The sequence below is a fragment of the Aeromonas sp. s8 genome (assembly GCF_040907785.1).
Classification (GTDB): Bacteria; Pseudomonadota; Gammaproteobacteria; order Enterobacterales; family Aeromonadaceae; genus Aeromonas; species Aeromonas veronii.
Genome location: NZ_JBFOCL010000047.1, coordinates 124964 through 143426 on the forward strand (window position 1 = coordinate 124964; position 18463 = coordinate 143426).

General features: G+C 58.8%; 17 protein-coding genes. 10 read left to right on the plus strand and 7 right to left on the minus strand.

All coding sequences use genetic code 11. The features are described 5' to 3' along the window. Positions 1–213 precede the first annotated feature (213 nt). Positions 214–603: a DUF6404 family protein gene (locus AB5Y86_RS16635; protein ID WP_368193479.1), complete on the minus strand. Its 390-nt coding sequence runs from the start codon at positions 601–603 to the stop codon at positions 214–216. A gap of 195 nt (positions 604–798) precedes the next feature. Between AB5Y86_RS16635 and AB5Y86_RS16640 the strand changes: the two genes are divergently transcribed. Further along, positions 799–1701 carry a LysR substrate-binding domain-containing protein gene (locus AB5Y86_RS16640; protein ID WP_005350862.1) on the plus strand — a complete coding sequence of 301 codons (903 nt, stop codon included), beginning with the start codon at positions 799–801 and terminating at the stop codon, positions 1699–1701. 171 nt (positions 1702–1872) lie between these two features. Here the strand turns inward: AB5Y86_RS16640 and AB5Y86_RS16645 are convergent, their stop codons facing one another. From AB5Y86_RS16645 to AB5Y86_RS16660, 4 genes are all read right to left on the minus strand, one after another. Next, positions 1873–2106, minus strand: a complete 234-nt coding sequence (locus AB5Y86_RS16645; RefSeq protein WP_005337550.1) for a hypothetical protein — start codon at positions 2104–2106, stop codon at positions 1873–1875. A 193-nt stretch (positions 2107–2299) separates the two neighbouring features. Then, positions 2300–4276, minus strand: a complete 1977-nt coding sequence (locus AB5Y86_RS16650; protein ID WP_368193481.1) for a methyl-accepting chemotaxis protein — start codon at positions 4274–4276, stop codon at positions 2300–2302. A gap of 225 nt (positions 4277–4501) precedes the next feature. Beyond that, positions 4502–6004, minus strand: coding sequence for a glycerol kinase GlpK (gene glpK / locus AB5Y86_RS16655; protein ID WP_005337546.1), 1503 nt, complete (start codon positions 6002–6004; stop codon positions 4502–4504). Positions 6005–6058: 54 nt separating this feature from the next. Then, a complete protein-coding gene (locus AB5Y86_RS16660) occupies positions 6059–6907 on the minus strand; it encodes an MIP/aquaporin family protein (RefSeq protein ID WP_005350866.1) in 849 nt (282 codons plus the stop codon). A gap of 489 nt (positions 6908–7396) precedes the next feature. Between AB5Y86_RS16660 and glpT the strand changes: the two genes are divergently transcribed. The 9 genes from glpT to AB5Y86_RS16705 all read left to right on the plus strand — a co-directional run bounded on the left by glpT (position 7397) and on the right by AB5Y86_RS16705 (position 17310). Further along, positions 7397–8755 carry a glycerol-3-phosphate transporter gene (glpT, locus tag AB5Y86_RS16665; RefSeq protein WP_115522284.1) on the plus strand — a complete coding sequence of 453 codons (1359 nt, stop codon included), beginning with the start codon at positions 7397–7399 and terminating at the stop codon, positions 8753–8755. 102 nt (positions 8756–8857) lie between these two features. Then, positions 8858–9616 (plus strand): DeoR/GlpR family transcriptional regulator, encoded by a 759-nt coding sequence (locus tag AB5Y86_RS16670; RefSeq protein ID WP_005347045.1) that lies wholly within the window; start codon positions 8858–8860, stop codon positions 9614–9616. Positions 9617–9935: 319 nt separating this feature from the next. Continuing rightward, the gene (glpD, locus tag AB5Y86_RS16675; RefSeq protein WP_005350869.1) at positions 9936–11423 is read left to right on the plus strand and encodes a glycerol-3-phosphate dehydrogenase; all 1488 of its coding nucleotides are present in this window, start codon (positions 9936–9938) and stop codon (positions 11421–11423) included. A 106-nt stretch (positions 11424–11529) separates the two neighbouring features. Next, entirely contained in the window at positions 11530–12618 is a 1089-nt protein-coding gene (gene glpQ / locus AB5Y86_RS16680) for a glycerophosphodiester phosphodiesterase (RefSeq protein ID WP_368193483.1), read from the plus strand. A 218-nt stretch (positions 12619–12836) separates the two neighbouring features. Beyond that, positions 12837–13319 (plus strand): serine protease inhibitor ecotin, encoded by a 483-nt coding sequence (gene eco / locus AB5Y86_RS16685; protein ID WP_005337529.1) that lies wholly within the window; start codon positions 12837–12839, stop codon positions 13317–13319. 298 nt (positions 13320–13617) lie between these two features. Beyond that, complete coding sequence (locus AB5Y86_RS16690) at positions 13618–13989, plus strand: DUF413 domain-containing protein (protein WP_005350885.1); 372 nt, start codon at positions 13618–13620, stop codon at positions 13987–13989. Further along, the gene (gene hdfR, locus AB5Y86_RS16695; RefSeq protein WP_005337525.1) at positions 13989–14861 is read left to right on the plus strand and encodes an HTH-type transcriptional regulator HdfR; all 873 of its coding nucleotides are present in this window, start codon (positions 13989–13991) and stop codon (positions 14859–14861) included. The genes AB5Y86_RS16690 and hdfR overlap by 1 nt, the downstream gene beginning before the upstream one ends. A 171-nt stretch (positions 14862–15032) precedes the next feature. Continuing rightward, a complete protein-coding gene (locus AB5Y86_RS16700; protein ID WP_368193485.1) occupies positions 15033–15974 on the plus strand; it encodes a hypothetical protein in 942 nt (313 codons plus the stop codon). 145 nt (positions 15975–16119) lie between these two features. Next, a complete protein-coding gene (locus tag AB5Y86_RS16705) occupies positions 16120–17310 on the plus strand; it encodes an amino acid aminotransferase (RefSeq protein WP_005347039.1) in 1191 nt (396 codons plus the stop codon). 124 nt (positions 17311–17434) lie between these two features. Here AB5Y86_RS16705 and AB5Y86_RS16710 read toward each other — a convergent pair whose 3' ends face one another. Together AB5Y86_RS16710 and AB5Y86_RS16715 are read right to left on the minus strand one after the other, a co-directional pair. Then, complete coding sequence (locus AB5Y86_RS16710) at positions 17435–17938, minus strand: DUF2062 domain-containing protein (RefSeq protein ID WP_005359699.1); 504 nt, start codon at positions 17936–17938, stop codon at positions 17435–17437. Then, positions 17932–18450, minus strand: coding sequence for a DUF2062 domain-containing protein (locus tag AB5Y86_RS16715; RefSeq protein ID WP_139411947.1), 519 nt, complete (start codon positions 18448–18450; stop codon positions 17932–17934). The genes AB5Y86_RS16710 and AB5Y86_RS16715 overlap by 7 nt, the downstream gene beginning before the upstream one ends. Between the last annotated feature and the right edge of the window lie 13 nt (positions 18451–18463).

The following is an 18463-nucleotide window of genomic DNA, read 5'->3' on the forward strand; positions in this document are numbered from 1 at the left end:
GGGGGCGATGAGTCCTCATGGTGTATTGGTCAATTTGTAGTGGTCAACTAAATCCGGACACTGTGCCGGCGTTAAGTCTTTGATAGTTTTTAAGTTTTTAAGTTTTTAAGTTTTTAAGTTTTTAAGTTGATATTTTAATTACACTAGGGGCACAGCCTAGTTGCCGCAAGATCCCGCGCAGAAAACTCCACATAGTTCAGTTTTTCATGGATGTTAATGCCGTTTTTCTCCCTCATCATCAGCATCGGTGGGTTCAGCAAGTTGCTCCCACGGGGTCAGTTTAAGCTGCTTGCGCCGTAGCCAGAGCCAAGATGCCATGGTCAGGCCGCAGAATCCCGCAAACAGGGCTGTTTGGCGCAGGGCAAACAGCGGATCTATCCCCATGGGGTGCCAACTGAAAAACCACATCGCCATGCCCCATACCAGACCAATGCCTACCCCGAATACCAGAACGTTGGTTAGCCAACCTTCATACTGAGGCGGTTTGACGGGATAACCGAACCTGCGCAGCAGTCTGCACAGCGGTGGATTGTAGTTGGCATGCCATACCCCTTTGTTAGCCAGCTCCTGATGGGCGGCGGCCAGCCGCTCTTCAAATGTCATGGTATTCATCCTTGTGAAATAAGTGGTGCCATACGGTGCTTTTCAGGCTGCATTGTACTGACAAATCGCGGGCATGATGTGGGCTCGCGGTCACGTTCTTTTTCTGTAGAAAAAAAGAACTGGCCTCACCGCACGCTTGCCAATCCACAGCGGCTGCGCCTATAAAGGCCCATTACTCTTGTCCGGATAACAGCAATGAAGACCCATTCTGATGAACTGACCCTGTTTGTGGCGGTGGTGGAGGCGGGCAGTTTTCGCCAGGCGGCGGAGAACCTCGGCATGGACAACTCTGTGGTGAGCCGTGGCATCAAGCGGCTGGAGGAGAAGCTCTCAACCGTTTTGCTCAATCGCACCACCCGCCGAGTCAGTCTGACCGAGGAGGGGAGCTGGTTCTATCAGCGGGCGGTGAAGATCCTGACCGAGATGAGCGAGGCGGAGGGGCATCTGCTGATGCGCCGGGAACAACCCGAAGGGGTGTTGAGAGTCGATGCGGCCACCCCCTTTATCCTGCACCGGCTGGTGCCGATCATCGGCGAGTTTCGCCGCCGCTACCCTGCCATCGAGTTGCAGCTGCACAGCTCGGAGGGCTTTATCAATCTGATGGAGCGGCGGGTGGACATGGCCATCCGCATCGGCGAGCTGACCGACTCCTCCCTGCGCGCGCTGCCCCTTGGCCGTTCGCGGCTGCGGCTGCTGGCCTCTCCCGGCTATTTGAGCGAGCGCGGCACCCCGCGCCAACCGGCGGATCTGCTGAGCGGTCACGAGCTGCTCGGCTTTTTGCATCCCGATCACCTCAACCACTGGCCGCTGCTCAGTGCCGAGCAGGGGGATCGCTTTGCCATCACCCCCAGTCTGCGTGCCAGCAGCGGCGAAACCTTGCGTCAGCTGGCGCTGGCGGGGCAGGGGATCGTCTGTCTGTCGGATTTCATGACCGGGCCGGATCGGGAGAGTGGCGCGCTGGTGGAGGTGCTGGCGCGCAGCAACAGTGGCGCCTCGCGCCCCATCAATGCAGTCTTCTACTCCGATGCCCAGCGGGATATCCGACTGCGGGTCTGGCTCGATTTTCTCAAAGAGCAGCTGGGCAGCCATACTCTGTAGCACAGGTTGGTTTGTGCGGTTTGTTTGAACGGTGAGTCGCTGCGGTTTGCGTGGCGAAGAACAAGCCGCTCATTCGGTGCGGCCAATCAGCATTAGCCAGGTGGCAGATAAACAGACGGCCGACTTGAGGGTCGGCCGCCGGTTCGGGAAGGTGTGTGAGCTGAAGCGCAGTTAGCGGGGCAGTTTGCCCCATACTCGGCTGAGCAGGGCGCCACCGATCACCGGCGGAATGGCCAGCAGCAGGGTCCACTGCCAGGAGAGGCCGCCGACGGTGGCGGCCAGTACGATGCAGGTGAGCACCACCAGTTGGGCCACCATCATCAGGAAGGTGCCTTCGCGGGGAGTCAGGGTCTCTTTTTGAGTGGCGACGTGAGCTACGGGCGCTTGAGTGGTGGTCGGTTTCATGGCGATATCCCTCTGTTGAGTCTGATATCACTAAGCAATGGCCGTTCCACATTTTTTCATGTTAATTATCAATATCTTACGGTTTTTGTCGTCATTCCCGTTTCGAGAGCGCAGGCAAAATGATTTGCAAAATGAAAACGCCACCCTGTGGTGGCGTCTTGGTTATTGAGAGGGAGAGAGGGAAGCGCCGGGCCTAGCCAATCCGGTATTGGCGGATCTGCTCGTCGATGGCTTTGGCCAGTTCGAACAGTTCGCGGCTGGCGGCATTGCTCTCCTGCGCGTGTTCCCGCTGGTGTTCGGCCACCATGGCCAGCTCGTCAAGCGCCGTTCTGGCTTGCCCCATTTGTTGATTCTGCGCCTGCGCCAGCGCGCTGATCTCGTTGATCTCGAGGGCGGTCTGGTTGATCTGGCTGGTGGCATCAACCAGCACCTCTCTGGCCTGATTCATCCGGTTGTATCCCTCTTCGCTCAGGTTGCGGGAGTCTGCCATCGAGCTGCTGGCCTGCCGGGTTCCCTCCTGCAGGCGCAAGATAAGATCCTGCACATCCTTGGTGGCGGTCTGGGTACGCACCGCCAGTTGGCGTACCTCGTCGGCCACCACCGCAAAGCCCCGCCCCATATCCCCCGCCCGGGCCGCTTCGATGGCCGCATTGAGGGCCAGCAGGTTGGTCTGGTTCGAGACATCGCGGATGAGGTTCATGATCTGGGTGATGTTGTTGCTGTCTTTCACCACCTCATCAAGCAGGGCTGAGGAGCTGCCGATGCTGCTGCGCAAGGTGTCGAGTTGCGCGGCGCTCTGGGTCACATCCTGCTCGATGCTGAGCATATGGTTGGCGATGCGTTGGGTCACGTCGTTGACTCCTTCCGAGCGGCTGGCGATCTGCTCGGCGTTGTCGCCGATGGTGGTGACCACAGTGGTCAGCTCCTGAATGCTCTGGGCCTGCTGGCACGCTTCTCCTGCCAGTGCCTGGGCCTGCTGCATGGATTGGGACGACTGCGCGGAGAGGGCGCTGCCTGACTGCTGGAAGCGGGAGAAGCTCTGGTTCAGGCTCTGGATCAGCTGATTGAAACTCTGGGCCATCATGCCCAGCTCCGACTCGTCAGAGAAGTCGAGGCGGGTCGCCAGATCCCGATCGGCGGTGATGTGGTGCATGCCATCGGCTGCCTGACGAATCGGGCGACTGATGGAGTGAGCCAGCCAGGCGGAGGCCAGCATGGCGATCCCGCCGATGGCGAGCGACACCATGATGATGAGCTGGCGGGATTCCTGCAGTCCCTCTTCCAGCTCGGCGCTGTTTATCTCGCCAATCAGCAGCCGGTTGAGGGTGGGGATGTAACGCACCGCGATGAGGTAGGTTTGTCCCTCCAGTGTTAGCGCCTCTACGGCCACCTGTTCCCGGGCATTGGGAATAAGCCGTTTGACGGTATCGAGGAAGGATTGCTGGTGGTGGGCGGCCCCCTCCACCTCCTGCTCGGGGTGGATCTCGATATTGCCCTCCATGTCGGCCAGATAGACCTGACCGCTCTTGCCGATCCGGTAGCCGCTGATGAGCTTGCTCAGGGCGCTCATGTCGATGGAGGTGCCAGCCACCGCCAGGGTCTTGCCCTCGTGGGTGACGGCGGTGTTGATATAGAGGGAGGCGCGCTTGTCAAAATCCGAGATGTCGAGGTTCAGCTCATAGGGTCTGCTGCGTTTGAGAAAGCCGTAAAACCACCCATCTTTCGGGTCTGATTCGCTCAGCGATTTCTGGGCGATGGGGCCGCCGCTGAAGTTGATCAGGGTGTTGCTCTGGCGGGGTGCGATAAAGACGTTGCCGCCGATCCGCCGTTGCAGATCCTGAAAGTAGCGCTCCATGGCGGGCCACTCTTGCTCTGGCATGCCAGCGGTCAGCCAGTCGATGACAAAACGGTTGCTGGCCAGCGCTTGCGCCTCGGTCAGGTGCTGGATAAGCTGCGCTGTCAGCTGGTTGGCAATGCGATCCACGCTGCTTGGCAGCTCGTAGCGTTCGACCCGCTGCTGGGCCTGACTGTGGGATATCTGTTCGAGGATCAAGGTGATGCAGCTGATGGCGATGGCCATCAGTATCGCCACGCCAGCGAGGATCCGGGTGCGGATCCCGAGCCCTGACCAGAGTGAGTGCAGTGTAAAACGGTGTATCGCCCTCTCCATATCGCTCTCCTCATAAATAAGGTCGCATATGCGACCCAGATGATGATTATAGATAGAGAACTCAATTGCGTTGTGACGGATGGTAACAACAGAGGGCGGCAGAAAAAGGGAGGGAGCAATGAGCGGGGAAGGGGGCAGAAAGCGGCAAGGGAAAGCCTAAAAAGAGAGGCCGACATTGCGGTCGGCCTCTCTGGTGTTTATCTCAACGGAATGTCGGGTGCCCGATCAATCCTCTTCAGCCCAACGGCGTGAACGCTCAACCGCTTTCTGCCAGCCGCTGTAACGTTTGGCGCGATCGTCTCTGTCCATCTGCGGGATGAACTCGCGGTCCACGCTGAACTTGTCTTCCAGCTCGTCCGAGCTCTTCCAGAAACCGACGGCCAGACCTGCCAGGAAGGCGGCGCCCATGGCGGTAGTCTCGATGCGGGTCGGACGTACCACCGGGGTGTGCATCATGTCAGCCTGGAACTGCATCAGGAAGTCGTTGGCTACGGCGCCGCCGTCTACTTTCAGGGCTGCCAGCTTGATGCCGGAGTCCTGCTGCATGGCATCCAGCACATCGCGGCTCTGATAGGCGATAGATTCCAGCGCGGCGCGGATGATGTGGTTGCGGTTGGCGCCACGGGTCAGACCGACCATGGTGCCGCGAGCATACGGATCCCAGTAGGGCGCGCCCAGACCGACGAAGGCCGGTACCAGATAGACGCCGTTGGTGTCACCCACCTTGGAAGCGAAGTAGTCGGTATCGCGGGCATCGTGGATGATCTTCAGCTCGTCACGCAACCACTGGATGGTGGCGCCGCCCATGAATACCGCACCTTCCAGCGCGTAGTTCACTTCCCCTTTCGGGCCGATGGCGACGGTAGTCAGCAGGCCGTTGCTGGAGCGAACCGGCTCTGTGCCGGTGTTCATCAGCATGAAGCAGCCGGTACCGTAGGTGTTCTTGGCCATCCCTTTTTCAAAGCAGAGCTGGCCGAACAGGGCAGACTGCTGGTCACCGGCAATACCGGCGATGGGGATGCGGGAGCCGCCGCCACGGGTGGTGTAGCCGTACACTTCGGAAGAGGGTTTCACTTCCGGCAGCATGGACATGGGGATGCCCAGCTCGTCCAGCATCTTCTCGTCCCACTTCAGCTCGCGGATGTTGTAGAGCATGGTACGGGAGGCGTTGGTCGGGTCAGTGACGTGCACTTCGCCATTGGTCATCTTCCAGACCAGCCAGGTATCGATGGTGCCAAACAGCAGCTCGCCGTTCATCGCCTTCTCGCGGGCACCTTCCACGTTATCGAGGATCCACTTCACCTTGGTACCGGAGAAGTAGGCATCCAGCACCAGACCGGTGTTCTCGCGAACGTACTCTTCCAGACCGCGAGCTTTGAGCTCCTCGCAGATGGCGGCGGTGCGGCGGCACTGCCAGACGATGGCGTTGTAGATGGGCTTGCCGGTGGCCTTTTCCCAGACAACGGTGGTTTCACGCTGGTTGGTGATACCGATGGCGGCGATCTCTTCGCTGCGCAGGCCTGTCTTGGCCAGCACTTCGGTAAAGACGGAGGATTGGGTCGCCCAGATCTCCATCGGGTCGTGCTCTACCCAGCCCGCTTTCGGGTAGTGCTGGGTGAATTCGCGCTGGGAGGTACCGACAATGTTGGCATCCTGATCAAACACGATGGCGCGGGAAGAGGTGGTTCCCTGGTCCAGAGCGACGACATATTTCTTTTCAGCAGACATGATGTTCTCCACGTTTCTATTTTCCACGTTTTTATACGTTGGAGGGGGCCGCTCTTATGCGGCAGCCTCTTCTTTGGCGGTTTGGGTCGCTTGCTCGGTGGTGACGACACGGTTGCCCGGGACGCAGGGAGCCAGCACTTTGACATACAGAGCGGTACCAATCTGGGCGCCAACGATGGGGCCAAGGATCGGAACCCAGAAGTAGGGGTTGTCACGACCACCGGTCAGGGCAACATCACCCCAGCCAGCAAAGAACGCGAACAGTTTCGGACCAAAGTCACGGGCCGGGTTCATGGCAAAACCGGTTAACGGGCCAAGGGAGGCACCGATCACCGCGATCAGGATACCGATCAGCAGGGCGGCGGCGAAACCTTTGGGGGCGCCATTGTTGTTGTCACCCAGCGCCATGATGCCCAGCATCAGGACGGCGGTGATCACCAGCTCGACGGCAAAAGCTTGCATATTGGTCAGCAGGGCATTGGGGTAGGTGGAGAAGATCCCGGCGGTGCCGAGGCTCTCGACGCTACCGCGCACTACGTTATGGGTCACTTCCCACTGGGTGAAAAGGTTACCATAAAGGAAATAGACAAGGGCCGCGAAGCAGAAGGCACCGGCCATCTGGGCGATGATGTAGGGCACCACCTTGCGCTTGTCGAAACCGCAGAAGGTCATCAGCGCCAGGGTTACAGCCGGGTTCAAGTGGGCACCTGAAATGCCGCCGGTCACATAGATGGCAATGGCCACACCCAGACCCCAGGTAATGGAAATTTCCCACTGCCCGAAGTTGGCACCTGCCAGCACCAGTGCCGCCACACATCCGACGCCGAAAAATATCAGCAGGCCGGTTCCGATAAACTCGGCGATGCACTCGCCAAGCAGGGTATTGGGTCTTTGTATGCTCATACTTTTGTTCCTTATATCCACCCGTAGAGGTTTGATGTTCCGTTTTATCTTTTTGTGTCTATCCGTTGCTGCCGAAAACGTTTCCTTGTTGTTTTTGCGTCTTGCGCAAACGTTATGCTCGTTTGCGCTCGTTATCGGTCGTGACAGAAAATAACCCTTCCCAATAATTTCACCATCCCCCCTCCATAGGAAATGTGGACAAGATCCCACTCATTGCTAAGAAAATGTGACGTAAAGCATCTTGATAACCGCCAGTTACCACTTAGGGGGTAGCTCGCAACCCTTGCCACACAAGGGTTGGCGCTTGCTGAGTGATTTCTCATTTGGAGCTTTTATTTGTAATAAAACTGCAATATTTGAGCATGCATCACAGATTAAATGAGCGCATATGAGCACAATAGGCTCGCTTACGAATTAGTGGACTCACATGATTCGTTGGAATGGTCAGGGCATCCTCAACCGCCCATAACAACAATAAGGAAGCAGAACATGCTTAGTCTCTTCAGGCCTGCGGCGCACATCGACAGGCTCCCGGCTGACAAGGTCGACCCCTTCTACAAACGCATGCGTTGGCAGGTGTTTTTCGGGATCTTCTTCGGTTACGCCGGCTACTATCTGGTACGGAAAAACTTCAGTCTGGCGATGCCCTATCTGATCGAGCAGGGCTTCTCCCGTGGTGATCTCGGTTTCGCGCTCTCCGGGGTCTCCATCGCTTACGGTTTGTCCAAGTTCCTGATGGGGAACGTCTCTGACCGTTCCAACGCCCGTTACTTCCTCTCCGCCGGTCTGCTGCTCTCGGCTGCCATCATGTTCATGATGGGTACCATGCACTGGGCCACCTCCAGCATTGCCATCATGTTTGTGCTGTTGTTCCTGAACGGTTGGGCACAGGGCATGGGCTGGCCGCCCTGCGGTCGCACCATGGTGCACTGGTGGTCACAGAAAGAGCGCGGCGAAGTGGTTGCGGTCTGGAACGTGGCTCACAACGTGGGTGGCGGCATGATTGGCCCGCTGTTTATCCTCGGGATGGGCTGGTTCAACGACTGGCGCAGCGCCTTCTATGTGCCTGCGGCAGCGGCGGCCGCCATCGCGGTGATCGCCTTCTTCGTGATGCGTGATACCCCGCAATCGGTCGGTCTGCCTCCCATCGAGGAGTACAAGAACGACTATCCGAAGGATTACAACGAGAGCCACGAGCAGGAGTTTTCCGCCAAGGAGATCTTCGTCAAGTACGTGCTGCACAACAAACTGCTGTGGTACATCGCGATCGCCAACGCTTTCGTTTACCTCATTCGTTACGGTGTGCTGGACTGGGCGCCAACCTACCTGAAAGAGGCCAAGCACTTCACCGTCGACAACTCCTCCTGGGCTTACTTCCTCTACGAGTGGGCCGGTATTCCGGGCACCCTGCTGTGTGGCTGGATTTCTGACAAGATGTTCCAGGGCCGCCGTGCGCCAGCCGGTATCCTGTTCATGGTGCTGGTGACCGTGGCTGTGCTGGTCTACTGGTTCAACCCGGCCGGTAACCCGACCGTCGACATGATGGCACTGGTAGCTATCGGCTTCCTGATCTACGGCCCTGTCATGCTGATCGGTCTCTATGCCCTTGAGCTGGCACCGAAGAAAGCAGCCGGTACTGCGGCAGGTTTCACCGGTCTGTTCGGTTATCTGGGCGGCGCCGTGGCAGCCAACGCCATGCTGGGTTATACCGTTGACCACTTCGGTTGGGATGGCGGCTTCATGGTGCTGACCGTCTCCTGTGTGCTCTCCATCATCCTGCTGGCGATGACCCTCAAGCATGAGAACATTGCCGTTGCGGCCAAGAAAGCGGCTGCCCATAAGGCATAAAACGTGATCCTCAGCTTATTGATCCCAAAGGGGATCAGGTAAACTGCCAAAAGGCCCCGCATCTGCCGGGGCCTTTTTTTGTCTCATCATCGGAGTGCAAGCGTGAAGCAAACCCAACGACATCTGGAGATCCTGGACGTCCTGACGCGGCAGGGATTTGTCTCGACCGACGATCTGGTGACCCACTTTGACGTCAGCCCCCAGACCATTCGCCGGGATCTGAACGATCTCGCCGAACAGAACAAGATCCGGCGCCATCATGGCGGTGCCTCCCTGCATTCGAGTACCGTCAATACCGCCTACAGCGCCCGTAAAGTGATGCAACTCAAGGAGAAAGAGCGCATCGCCCGCGAGGTAGCGGCCAATATTCCCGACGGCTCATCGCTCTTTATCGACATAGGTACCACCACCGAAGCCATTGCCCGCGCCCTGCTCGATCACCGTGAGCTGCGCATCGTCACCAACAACCTCAACGTGGCCAGCATCCTGACGGCCAAGGATGACTTCACCGTCATCATTGCCGGCGGCGAGATCCGCAACCGCGATGGCGGCATCGTGGGGGAGGCGACCCGCGACTTTATCGGTCAGTTTCGCATGGACTATGGCGTCATCGGGATTTCGGGGATCGACAACGACGGCTCCCTGCTCGATTTCGACTATCACGAGGTGAAGATTGCCCAGGCCATCATCGCCCACTCCCGTCAGGTGTTTCTGGCCGCCGACCACACCAAGTTTGGTCGCAACGCCATGGTCAATCTGGGCAATCTCAGCCAGATCCACGCCCTCTTTACCGATCAGGAGCCACCGGAAAAGCTGACGCGATTGATGGCGCAACACCAGATCGCCTGCCACATCTGCTGACGGCGAAACACGCCAAGGCTGTGCCGGTCGCCCGTCAGGGCGGCCTCCTTTCTTTTTTTTTGTCTCCCATCCCTGCACCCATCTCACCCCTTTCTGGGTATTGCCAAAACCACTATTCAATCTGGTTTTTTTGGCTATTAACCCGCCGATGTTGGCCCGACGCCATTTGCTCAGCTGACCTGTCCTCTTTGCCACCTCTGGCGGGCTGTGGCGATCACACTTTCGCCATAAAATGTTCGTTTGTTGTATTTTCATGTTCTAAAATGAGCGAAATCAAACATTGCTGTTATAGCAATCATAAAAATGAAAGTAGGTGAACATGAGCGAACATTATGATCTGGTCGTCGTCGGTGGCGGCATCAACGGGGTCGGCATCGCAGCCGATGCGGCAGGACGGGGTCTGAAGGTTGCCCTGTTTGAGGCGCAAGATCTCGCCTCTGCCACCTCGTCCAACTCCAGCAAGCTGATCCACGGCGGTTTGCGCTATCTCGAGCATTACGAATTCCGGCTGGTGAAAGAGGCGTTGGCGGAGCGTGAGGTGCTGCTCGGTATGGCGCCTCACATCGCGCGTCCCATGCGCTTTCGCTTGCCGCATCGTCCGCACCTGCGTCCGGCCTGGATGATCCGCGCCGGTCTGTTCCTCTATGACAATCTGGCCAAGCGCGACAAGCTCAAGGGGAGCTGCGGCGTGCGCTTCCTGCCGCAGGATGGCTTGACCGCGGGGATCAACAAGGGATTTGAATACTCGGATGCCTGGGTCGACGACGCCCGGCTGGTGGTACTCAACGCCATGATGGCCCGTGATAAGGGGGCCGATGTGCAGACCCGCACTCGCTGCATCAAGGCGGTGCGCGGATCCAAACACTGGACGCTCACTTTGGAGCGGGAAGGGGGCGAGCAGTTCACCGTCACCTGTCGTGGTCTGGTCAATGCGGCGGGCCCCTGGGTCAAGACCTTCTACGACGAGAGCCTGCACGAGAAATCCCCCCGCGGCATTCGCCTTATTAAAGGCAGCCACATGATAGTGCCGCGCATCCACGAGCGCGAAGAGGCCTATATCCTGCAAAACGAAGACAACCGCATTGTCTTCGTCATCCCGTATCAGCAGGACTACTCCCTTATCGGCACCACGGATGTGGAGCACCACGGCAGCCCGCGGGAAGCGAAGATCAGCGAGGCCGAAATTACCTACCTGTGCAAGGTGGTCAACGCCCACTTCACTCGCCAAATTGCGCCGAAAGATGTGATCTGGACTTACGCCGGGGTGCGCCCGCTCTGTGACGACGAGTCAGATTCACCGCAGGCGGTGACCCGCGACTACACCCTCGAGCTCTCTGGCGAGTCTGACGGCGCGCCGCTGCTCTCGGTATTTGGTGGCAAGCTCACCACCTATCGCAAGCTGGCACAGGCCGCCTGCAACAAGCTCAAGCCCTGGTTCAGCCAGATGGGGGATGACTGGACGGCGACCAGCCGTCTGCCCGGCGGCGAGTTTGACTGCTCGGTACGCGAGCTGGCCCGCGCCTTTGCGCTGGAGTTTGACTGGCTCGATGATCGCAGCGCCCTGCGCATTGCCGAAGCTTATGGCGCCCATGCCCGTCTTTGGCTGAAAGAGGATCGCGGCATTCACTTCGGTGGCGGCCTCTACGAGTCGGAAGTGCGCTATCTCATCGAACGGGAGTGGGCCTGTTCACTGGACGATATCCTCTGGCGCCGCAGCAAGCTGGGGCTGCGCCTGAACGAGTCAGAGCAGCAGATGCTGCAGATCTGGCTCGACCAATACCATCAGGCTCTGCGCAAGGCGAGCTGATGTGTGACGGTGGGCAGTACGCTGCTGCCCACCGCTTTCCACCGTAAATATGCAACAAACCTCTGATAGAACAATTACCTACACACAATAATAAAGAGCATCACATATGAAAAAACTCGCCGTTTCCCTCATCGCCTTGAGCCTTGGGGCATCCCTCTCATTACCCCTGTTGGCTGCCGATGAAGGCAAGGTGGTGATCGCCCACCGTGGCGCTTCCGGCTACCTGCCCGAGCATACCCTGGAGTCCAAGGCGCTGGCCTATGGCATGGGGGCTGACTATCTGGAGCAGGATCTGGTGATGACCAAGGATGACCAGCTGGTGGTGATGCACGATCACTTCCTCGATGGTATCACCGATGTGGCGGCGCGCTTCCCCGGTCGTGCCCGTCCGGACGGCCGTTATTATGTGGTGGATTTCACCCTGGACGAGGTGCGTTCCCTGCGCATGACCGAGCCGTTCCAGCTGGTGGATGGCAAGCAGGTGCCGGTCTATCCGGCCCGCTTCCCGCTCTGGAAGTCAGACTTCAAGATCCACACCTTCCAGGAGGAGATCGAGATGATCCAGGGGCTCAACAAGAGCACCGGCAAGAACATCGGCATCTATCCGGAGATCAAAGCACCCTGGCTGTTCCGTCACGAAGGTAAGGATATTTCCAAGGCGGTGCTGAAGGTGCTCAAGGAGTACGGCTACACCGGGAAGGATGACAAGGTCTATCTGCAGTGCTTCGATGCCGATGAACTCAAGCGCATCAACAGCGAGCTGATGCCCGCCATGGGTATGGATCTGAAACTGGTGCAGCTGATGGCCGAGACCGACTGGAACGAGACCATGGTCTACGACGCCAAGGGTAAGGCGACTCCCTACAACTATGACTGGATGTTCAAGCCGGGGGCGATGAAAACCATCGCCAGCTATGCCGAAGGGATTGGCCCGTGGAAACCGATGATCGTCACCGAGCCGGGCACTTTGGGCAAACCGGTCTTCACCGGCATGGTAAAAGAAGCCCATGCAGCGGGCCTGAAAGTTCACCCCTATACCTTCCGTCAGGATGAGGGGCAGATCCCGGCCTATGCCAAGGACTTCACCGATCTGCTCAACATCTTCCTCTATCAAGCCGATGTGGACGGGGTGTTCAGCGACTTCCCCGACAAGGCGGTCGCCGTCATCAAGGCCTATGAAGGGGCGGCTAAATAACCGCCAGGCGCCATTTGAATGCAAAGCGAGGCCAATTGGCCTCGCTTTTTGTTTCAGGTTCCCGTAACGGGAGTGTGCGCCCTGTCAGAAAATAGCCAGATCACGTCATGGTGTGCCGGATCTGCATCATTTTACGCAGTTTTTACGTAGCAGATCGCTGGCATGAAATCGGCAGAGCGGTTAGTCTAGCGGCGTTGAACCAACCCCATGAGGTACAGATGAAAACCGTATTGCGTTTTAGCCTGCTGGGCGCCTTGTTGCTGGGTGGCCATGCCTTCGCCGCCGAGCCGAAAAAATTTGATATCAGCATGTTCCCAGCCGCTGACGTGAATCAGGAACGTGTGGTGATCCGCCTGCCTGAAGTCGAGAAAGAAGCCGACATGATGGTCGAGCTGCAGGTCGGCAAAAAGATGATGGTTGATTGCAACGTACCGCGTTTTGCAGGCAACCTGGAACAGCACAGCGTCAAAGGCTGGGGCTACAACTACCTGAAACTGGGCAAAGTCTCCGACCCCATCAGCACCCTGATGATGTGCCCGGATAACCAGCAGAAAGAGACCTTCGTCCAGATCTACGGTCAGGGCTTCTTCGTGAACTACAACTCAAAACTGCCGTTCGTGATCTACGTGCCGCAGGAGTATGAAGTGCGCTACCGTCTGTGGCGTGCCGACAACCTGGCCCAACCGGCCATGATTGAGTAAGCATGTTTGAACCAAAGGTTCAGCTGGTTCACCTGATGTGATAAATAAAGCGCCGTATGGCGCTTTATTTTTGCCTGCGCAGTCCAAAAAGTGACGTGCAAATTGGCTGCACGTTTACATAAGTTTATTATTTATCAACGTTTTTTGTGTGTTATGCCACAAAATCGGCGTCAACGATGGGGCAAAGTGACTTCGATAAAAGATATTTATTAACATAGTGAGAAAATTGATTTTGCACTCGGCGATGGCCTGATGATACTTGCCCGCAAAGGTCAAACTAACCAGAAAAAAGAGCACTATGAGCTTCGAATCAGACAAGCGTTTCAACGACTTCAAACATTTTCCCCGTGGCCTGCGTCGCAGTGGCGAATTCACTGTGGCCGAAGCGGACAGTCTGGAAAAGTATGGTACCGCCATGCTGGCACTCTACCAGGGCAACCTTGCACCCCGTGACGATGTCGAGTCCGCCTTCGTCGAGCAGGTCAAATCCGGCGAAGCCGGTGCCAACCCCCATGCCAAGGTGTGGTTCAAATACCTCAAGGTGATCGGTCCCAAGCGCGTTCATCGCCTCTGCACTGTCGTTGGCGGCGCCAGCGAAGAGAGCAGCGGTGGCGGCAGCTTTGATGTCGGTGGTGGCAGCGGCGGTGGCAGTGACGAGTCCATCGATTAATGGATACCGAGCTGCTTCGGACCTTTATCGAGGTGAGCAAGACCCGGCATTTTGGCCGGGCTGCTGAAAATCTCTACCTGACCCAGTCGGCGGTGAGTTTCCGGATCCGCCAGCTAGAGCAGCAACTGGGTGTCAGTCTGTTTGCCCGTCATCGCAACAACATCCGCCTGACCGCCTCCGGTGAGCGTCTGCTGCCCTACGCAGACGCCATCTTGCACACCCTTGGTCGTGCCAAGCAGGATGTGGCGCTCTCGCCAGGATTCAGCCAGCAGTTGGCCATCGGCGCGCCCGCTGTGTTCTGGGAGCTCGATTTCAACGACTGGCTCAATCACATCTATGCGCTGGCGCCCGGTTTGGCGGTGCGGCTGGAAACAGCTTCCCGCGAGCATCTCTGCCGCCAGTTGCTGGAGCGCTCCCTCGATCTGGCCCTGCTCTCCGAGCCCACCAAGATCGACGAGATTGCCCTGCATCCCATCGGTGAGCTGGTGTTCGAGCTGGTGAGCCGGGATCCGGCCGCCAATGCCGACAACCTGATGCAGATGCCGCACATCCACCTCGACTGGGGCACCAGCTTCGAGCCGCAACCCAGCCGCTTGCAGAGCCTGCAAAAGACCCCGGTGCTGCACTCCAGCTCCGCCAGCATGGCGTTGCAGTTCGTGCTGGCCAACGGTGGTGCTGCCTACCTGCCACGGCGGATGGTCAGCCCCTTCCTCGAGAAGGGGGCGCTCCATCTGGTGGAGGGGGGCCAGCCGCTGAGCCGCCCGCTCTATCTCGCCTATCTGGAGAAATCCGATCGCCGGGAGCTGATCGATCAGTTGCTGACCCTGCCACTGGGTTGGCACGATGCCGAACTGCGCCTCAACGTCGAATGAGCGTCGAGTGTTATCCAAGGAAGAGCCCACCCCACGGTGGGCTCTTCTGTTTGGGGAAAATTGCAGGGAGCGAGGTCACGTAATTGGCGCGGGAGGCTTGGCGTCATCGGCCTGTAACGGTACCTTTTCAGGCTGTTTATCCGATTGAGCACTGACAGGGATGGATTGTAATTGATCGACTTTAGTCACCCCGAATGGCGGGCACTGGCGCAGCAGTTGCTGAGCCACTCACCAGTGGTGATCCGTGGCCGCCAGTGGCAACCGCTGGTGGGCTTGCTCAAGGATAACCAGCTGCTGCTCGCCCATGGCAGCCACAGCTATGAGCTCACCCCGGCCGGGCGGCGCTATCTCACCCGCGAGCTGATGCTGGCCGAGATCGCCACCGCTCCCCCCGAGCCAGAGGAGTGGTTGCATGCTCAGGGCTGGCAATTGGGGGAGCAGGTCAACGAACGGGTGCTGGCGGCGCTCTATCGCAAGTCAGAGGTGAACTTCACCCCCAACGAGCAGATCGATTTCGAGGACAAGGGGATCCGGCTCTGTGCCGATCAGCTGTTGCGCTTGCGCGCCGCCCAGCCGTTCAGCCTCTTTTTTAGCGGCGGCACCCTGATCGACGCAGCCCCCTGGTTGCAGGCGCTGGGAGAGGTGGCACTACCCGAGCGCACCCTGGCGGGTCTTGGCAAGATCCTGTGGGGGGAGGGGAGCATCGAGCGGGTGATCACCACAGACAGCGTCGGCGCCTTTGCCGAGCTGCCTCTTGAACCCAGCACCTTGCTGGTGTGGGCACCCCCATCGGCTCCTCTAGCCTTACAGCAGGTGGTGGCCGCCTTGCCCCCCAATGTGTTGTGGAGTCATCTCACCGCCCTCGACCCTGCCGGGGTTGATCGGCTGCAGGCGCTGGCCCAGCGCTTGGGTCGTCCGGCCAGCTGGTGGCTGCCTCGTGATCTGGCCCCCATCCTCAGTGCGTATGCCCAACCTTTGACTGAGGCCCGGCCCTGGGAACCGAGCCGGATCCCCAAGTCATTGTTAGCAGTTTGTAGCGGTTTGGTTGAGTCCAATGGTGGCTTGTCGGCCGAGGTGTGTGCGCTGGCGCCAGCGTGGCATGCCGTTGGTTGAAATTGGCCTGAAAGCGAGCCAAAAAGCGGTTTTCCCCCATTGAACGCGGTGATATAAAGAGTTGACGAAGCGCTCGCCAGATGAGCGCTTTTGTTTATCAAGCCGCTTTGCCACCCAACGAACTCAACGGAATACAGGGAATACCATGTTTGAAAAGGTTGTTGCCGCCCCAGCGGATCCGATCCTGGGCCTGACCGAAGCCTTCCGCGCTGACTCTCGCAGCCACAAGATCAATCTGGGCGTAGGGATCTACAAGGACGAGTCCGGTGCCACCCCCATTCTTCACTGCGTCAAGAAAGCCGAACAGAAGCTGCTGACCGACGAGAAGACCAAGAACTACCTCGGTATTGAAGGCAATATCGAATATGGCCGCATCGTGCAGCAACTGCTGTTCGGGCAGCACTCTGCGCTGGTTGCCAGTGGCCGCGCCAAGACCGCGCAAGCGCCGGGCGGTACCGGTGCCCTGCGTATCGCGGCCGAATTCGTGGTGCGCAACGGTCTGGCCAAGACCATCTGGATCTCTGATCCCACCTGGGCCAACCACGTCAGCGTGTTCCAGGCCGCGGGCCTGACCGTCAAGTGGTACAAGTACTACGACGCCGCCACCAAGGGGCTCGACTTTGCCGCCATGCAGGCTTCGCTGGCCGAAGTGCAGCCGGGTGAGCTGGTGCTGCTGCACGGCTGCTGCCACAACCCGACCGGTATCGACCCCACTAGCGATCAGTGGCGCGCGCTGGCCAAGCAGAGTGCTGCTGCCGGCTGGTTGCCGCTGTTTGACTTCGCCTATCAGGGTTTTGCCCGTGGTATCGAAGAGGATGCCGAAGGCCTGCGTATCTTCGCCGAGTGCCATGACGAGCTGCTGGTGGCGAGCTCTTTCTCCAAGAACTTCGGCCTCTACAACGAGCGGGTCGGTGCCTTCACGCTGGTCAGCGCAACCAAAGAGATCGCCGATGTGGCCTTCACTCAGGTCAAGACCGTCATTCGTGCCAACTACTCCAACCCGCCGTCACACGGCGCCGCTGTAGTCACCGCCGTGGTGAGCGATCCGGCTCTCTATGCCGAGTGGGTCGAAGAAGTGGCTGCCATGCGGGTGCGTATTCGCGAGATGCGTGAACTGCTGGTCGAGAAGCTGGCGGCCCTCGGCGTGAGCCAGGATTTCAGCTTTATCCGCGAGCAGAACGGCATGTTCTCCTTCTCCGGTCTCTCCAAGGATCAGGTTGAGCGCCTCAAGAGCGAATTTGCCATCTACATCGTCGGCTCAGGCCGGATCAGCGTGGCCGGGATCACCCGCGCCAACATCGATCCCCTGTGCGAGGCCATTGCTAAGGTGCTGTAATCGCATCGCCTGATGCTCTGGCACTATGCGGCACTATGCCATGAAAAAGCCCGTCACCTTGGTGACGGGCTTTTTTGATCGCCAACGGCTGATCGTCAAACAGTCAAACAATGGGAAGGGGGACTCACTGGTGGCGGGCACCTTGCCACAGTTTGCGCAGTTGCAGCAGCAGCGCAGTCAGGGCGCCGCCGCTCAGGGCGGTGAGTACCGCCAGCAGCAGGCTGCCGAGCAGGAAGGGGGGCACCAGAGTGGCCGCCTCCTGCTCCAGCCAGTGGAGGGTCCAGCTGAGGTGGAAAGGCTCCGGTGTCTGGTGCAGTACCAGACAACCGGTGCGATAGGCGTAGAGGTACATGAACGGCAAAGTCAGCGGATTGTTGAACCAGACCGCCAGCAGCGCCAGTGGCAGGTTGAGGCTGAATGCCAGCGCCAGACCGACTGCGATGAGCGAATGCATCGGGATGGGGAACCAGCAGGCGAAGATCCCGGCCGCCACCGCGCCACTCAGGGCGCGGGTGCCCCCTTGCCAGAGGGCAGGGGCAAGCAGTCGTTCACCAAACAGGGCAAACCACTTCTGCTGGCGCAGGGTGTCGGGATCGAGCTTGAAGCGGGCAAACCAGCGACTCAGCATGGGCGGGCCATCTTGCGTTTTTGCCACTGGCGCACCGTGCTGATCCGCCAGAAGGTGCGGATCAGGGTGTAACCGATAAGAGAACTGAGCAGGGCCAGGATCAGCGAGCCCAGCAACAGCGGCGGTGCCACTGTGCCCAGTACCGAGACCAGCCACTCCCAGGTGAATTCAATCTCGATCTGCTGCGCCGAATGTCCCAGCAACTGGCAACCCATCAGATAGGCGCCATAGAGCAGGGGAGGCATGGTAAAGGGGTTGGAGAGCCAGACCAGCGCCACCGAGAGCGGCAGATTGACCCGGCACAGGATGGCGCCACCGGCAGCCAGCAGCATCTGGCAGGGGAGCGGCACCCAGGCCATGAAGAGGCCCACCGCAAATGCCCCGGCGGCCGAGCGGCGGTTGAGGTGCCAGAGGTTGGCATCGAGCAGCAGTTTGCCGAACAGCCGCAGGTGCTTGTGTTCTTTCAGGGTTTGCTGATCGGGCATCCAGCGTTTAATGAGTCGTTTGGGCATATTGAAACCTTGC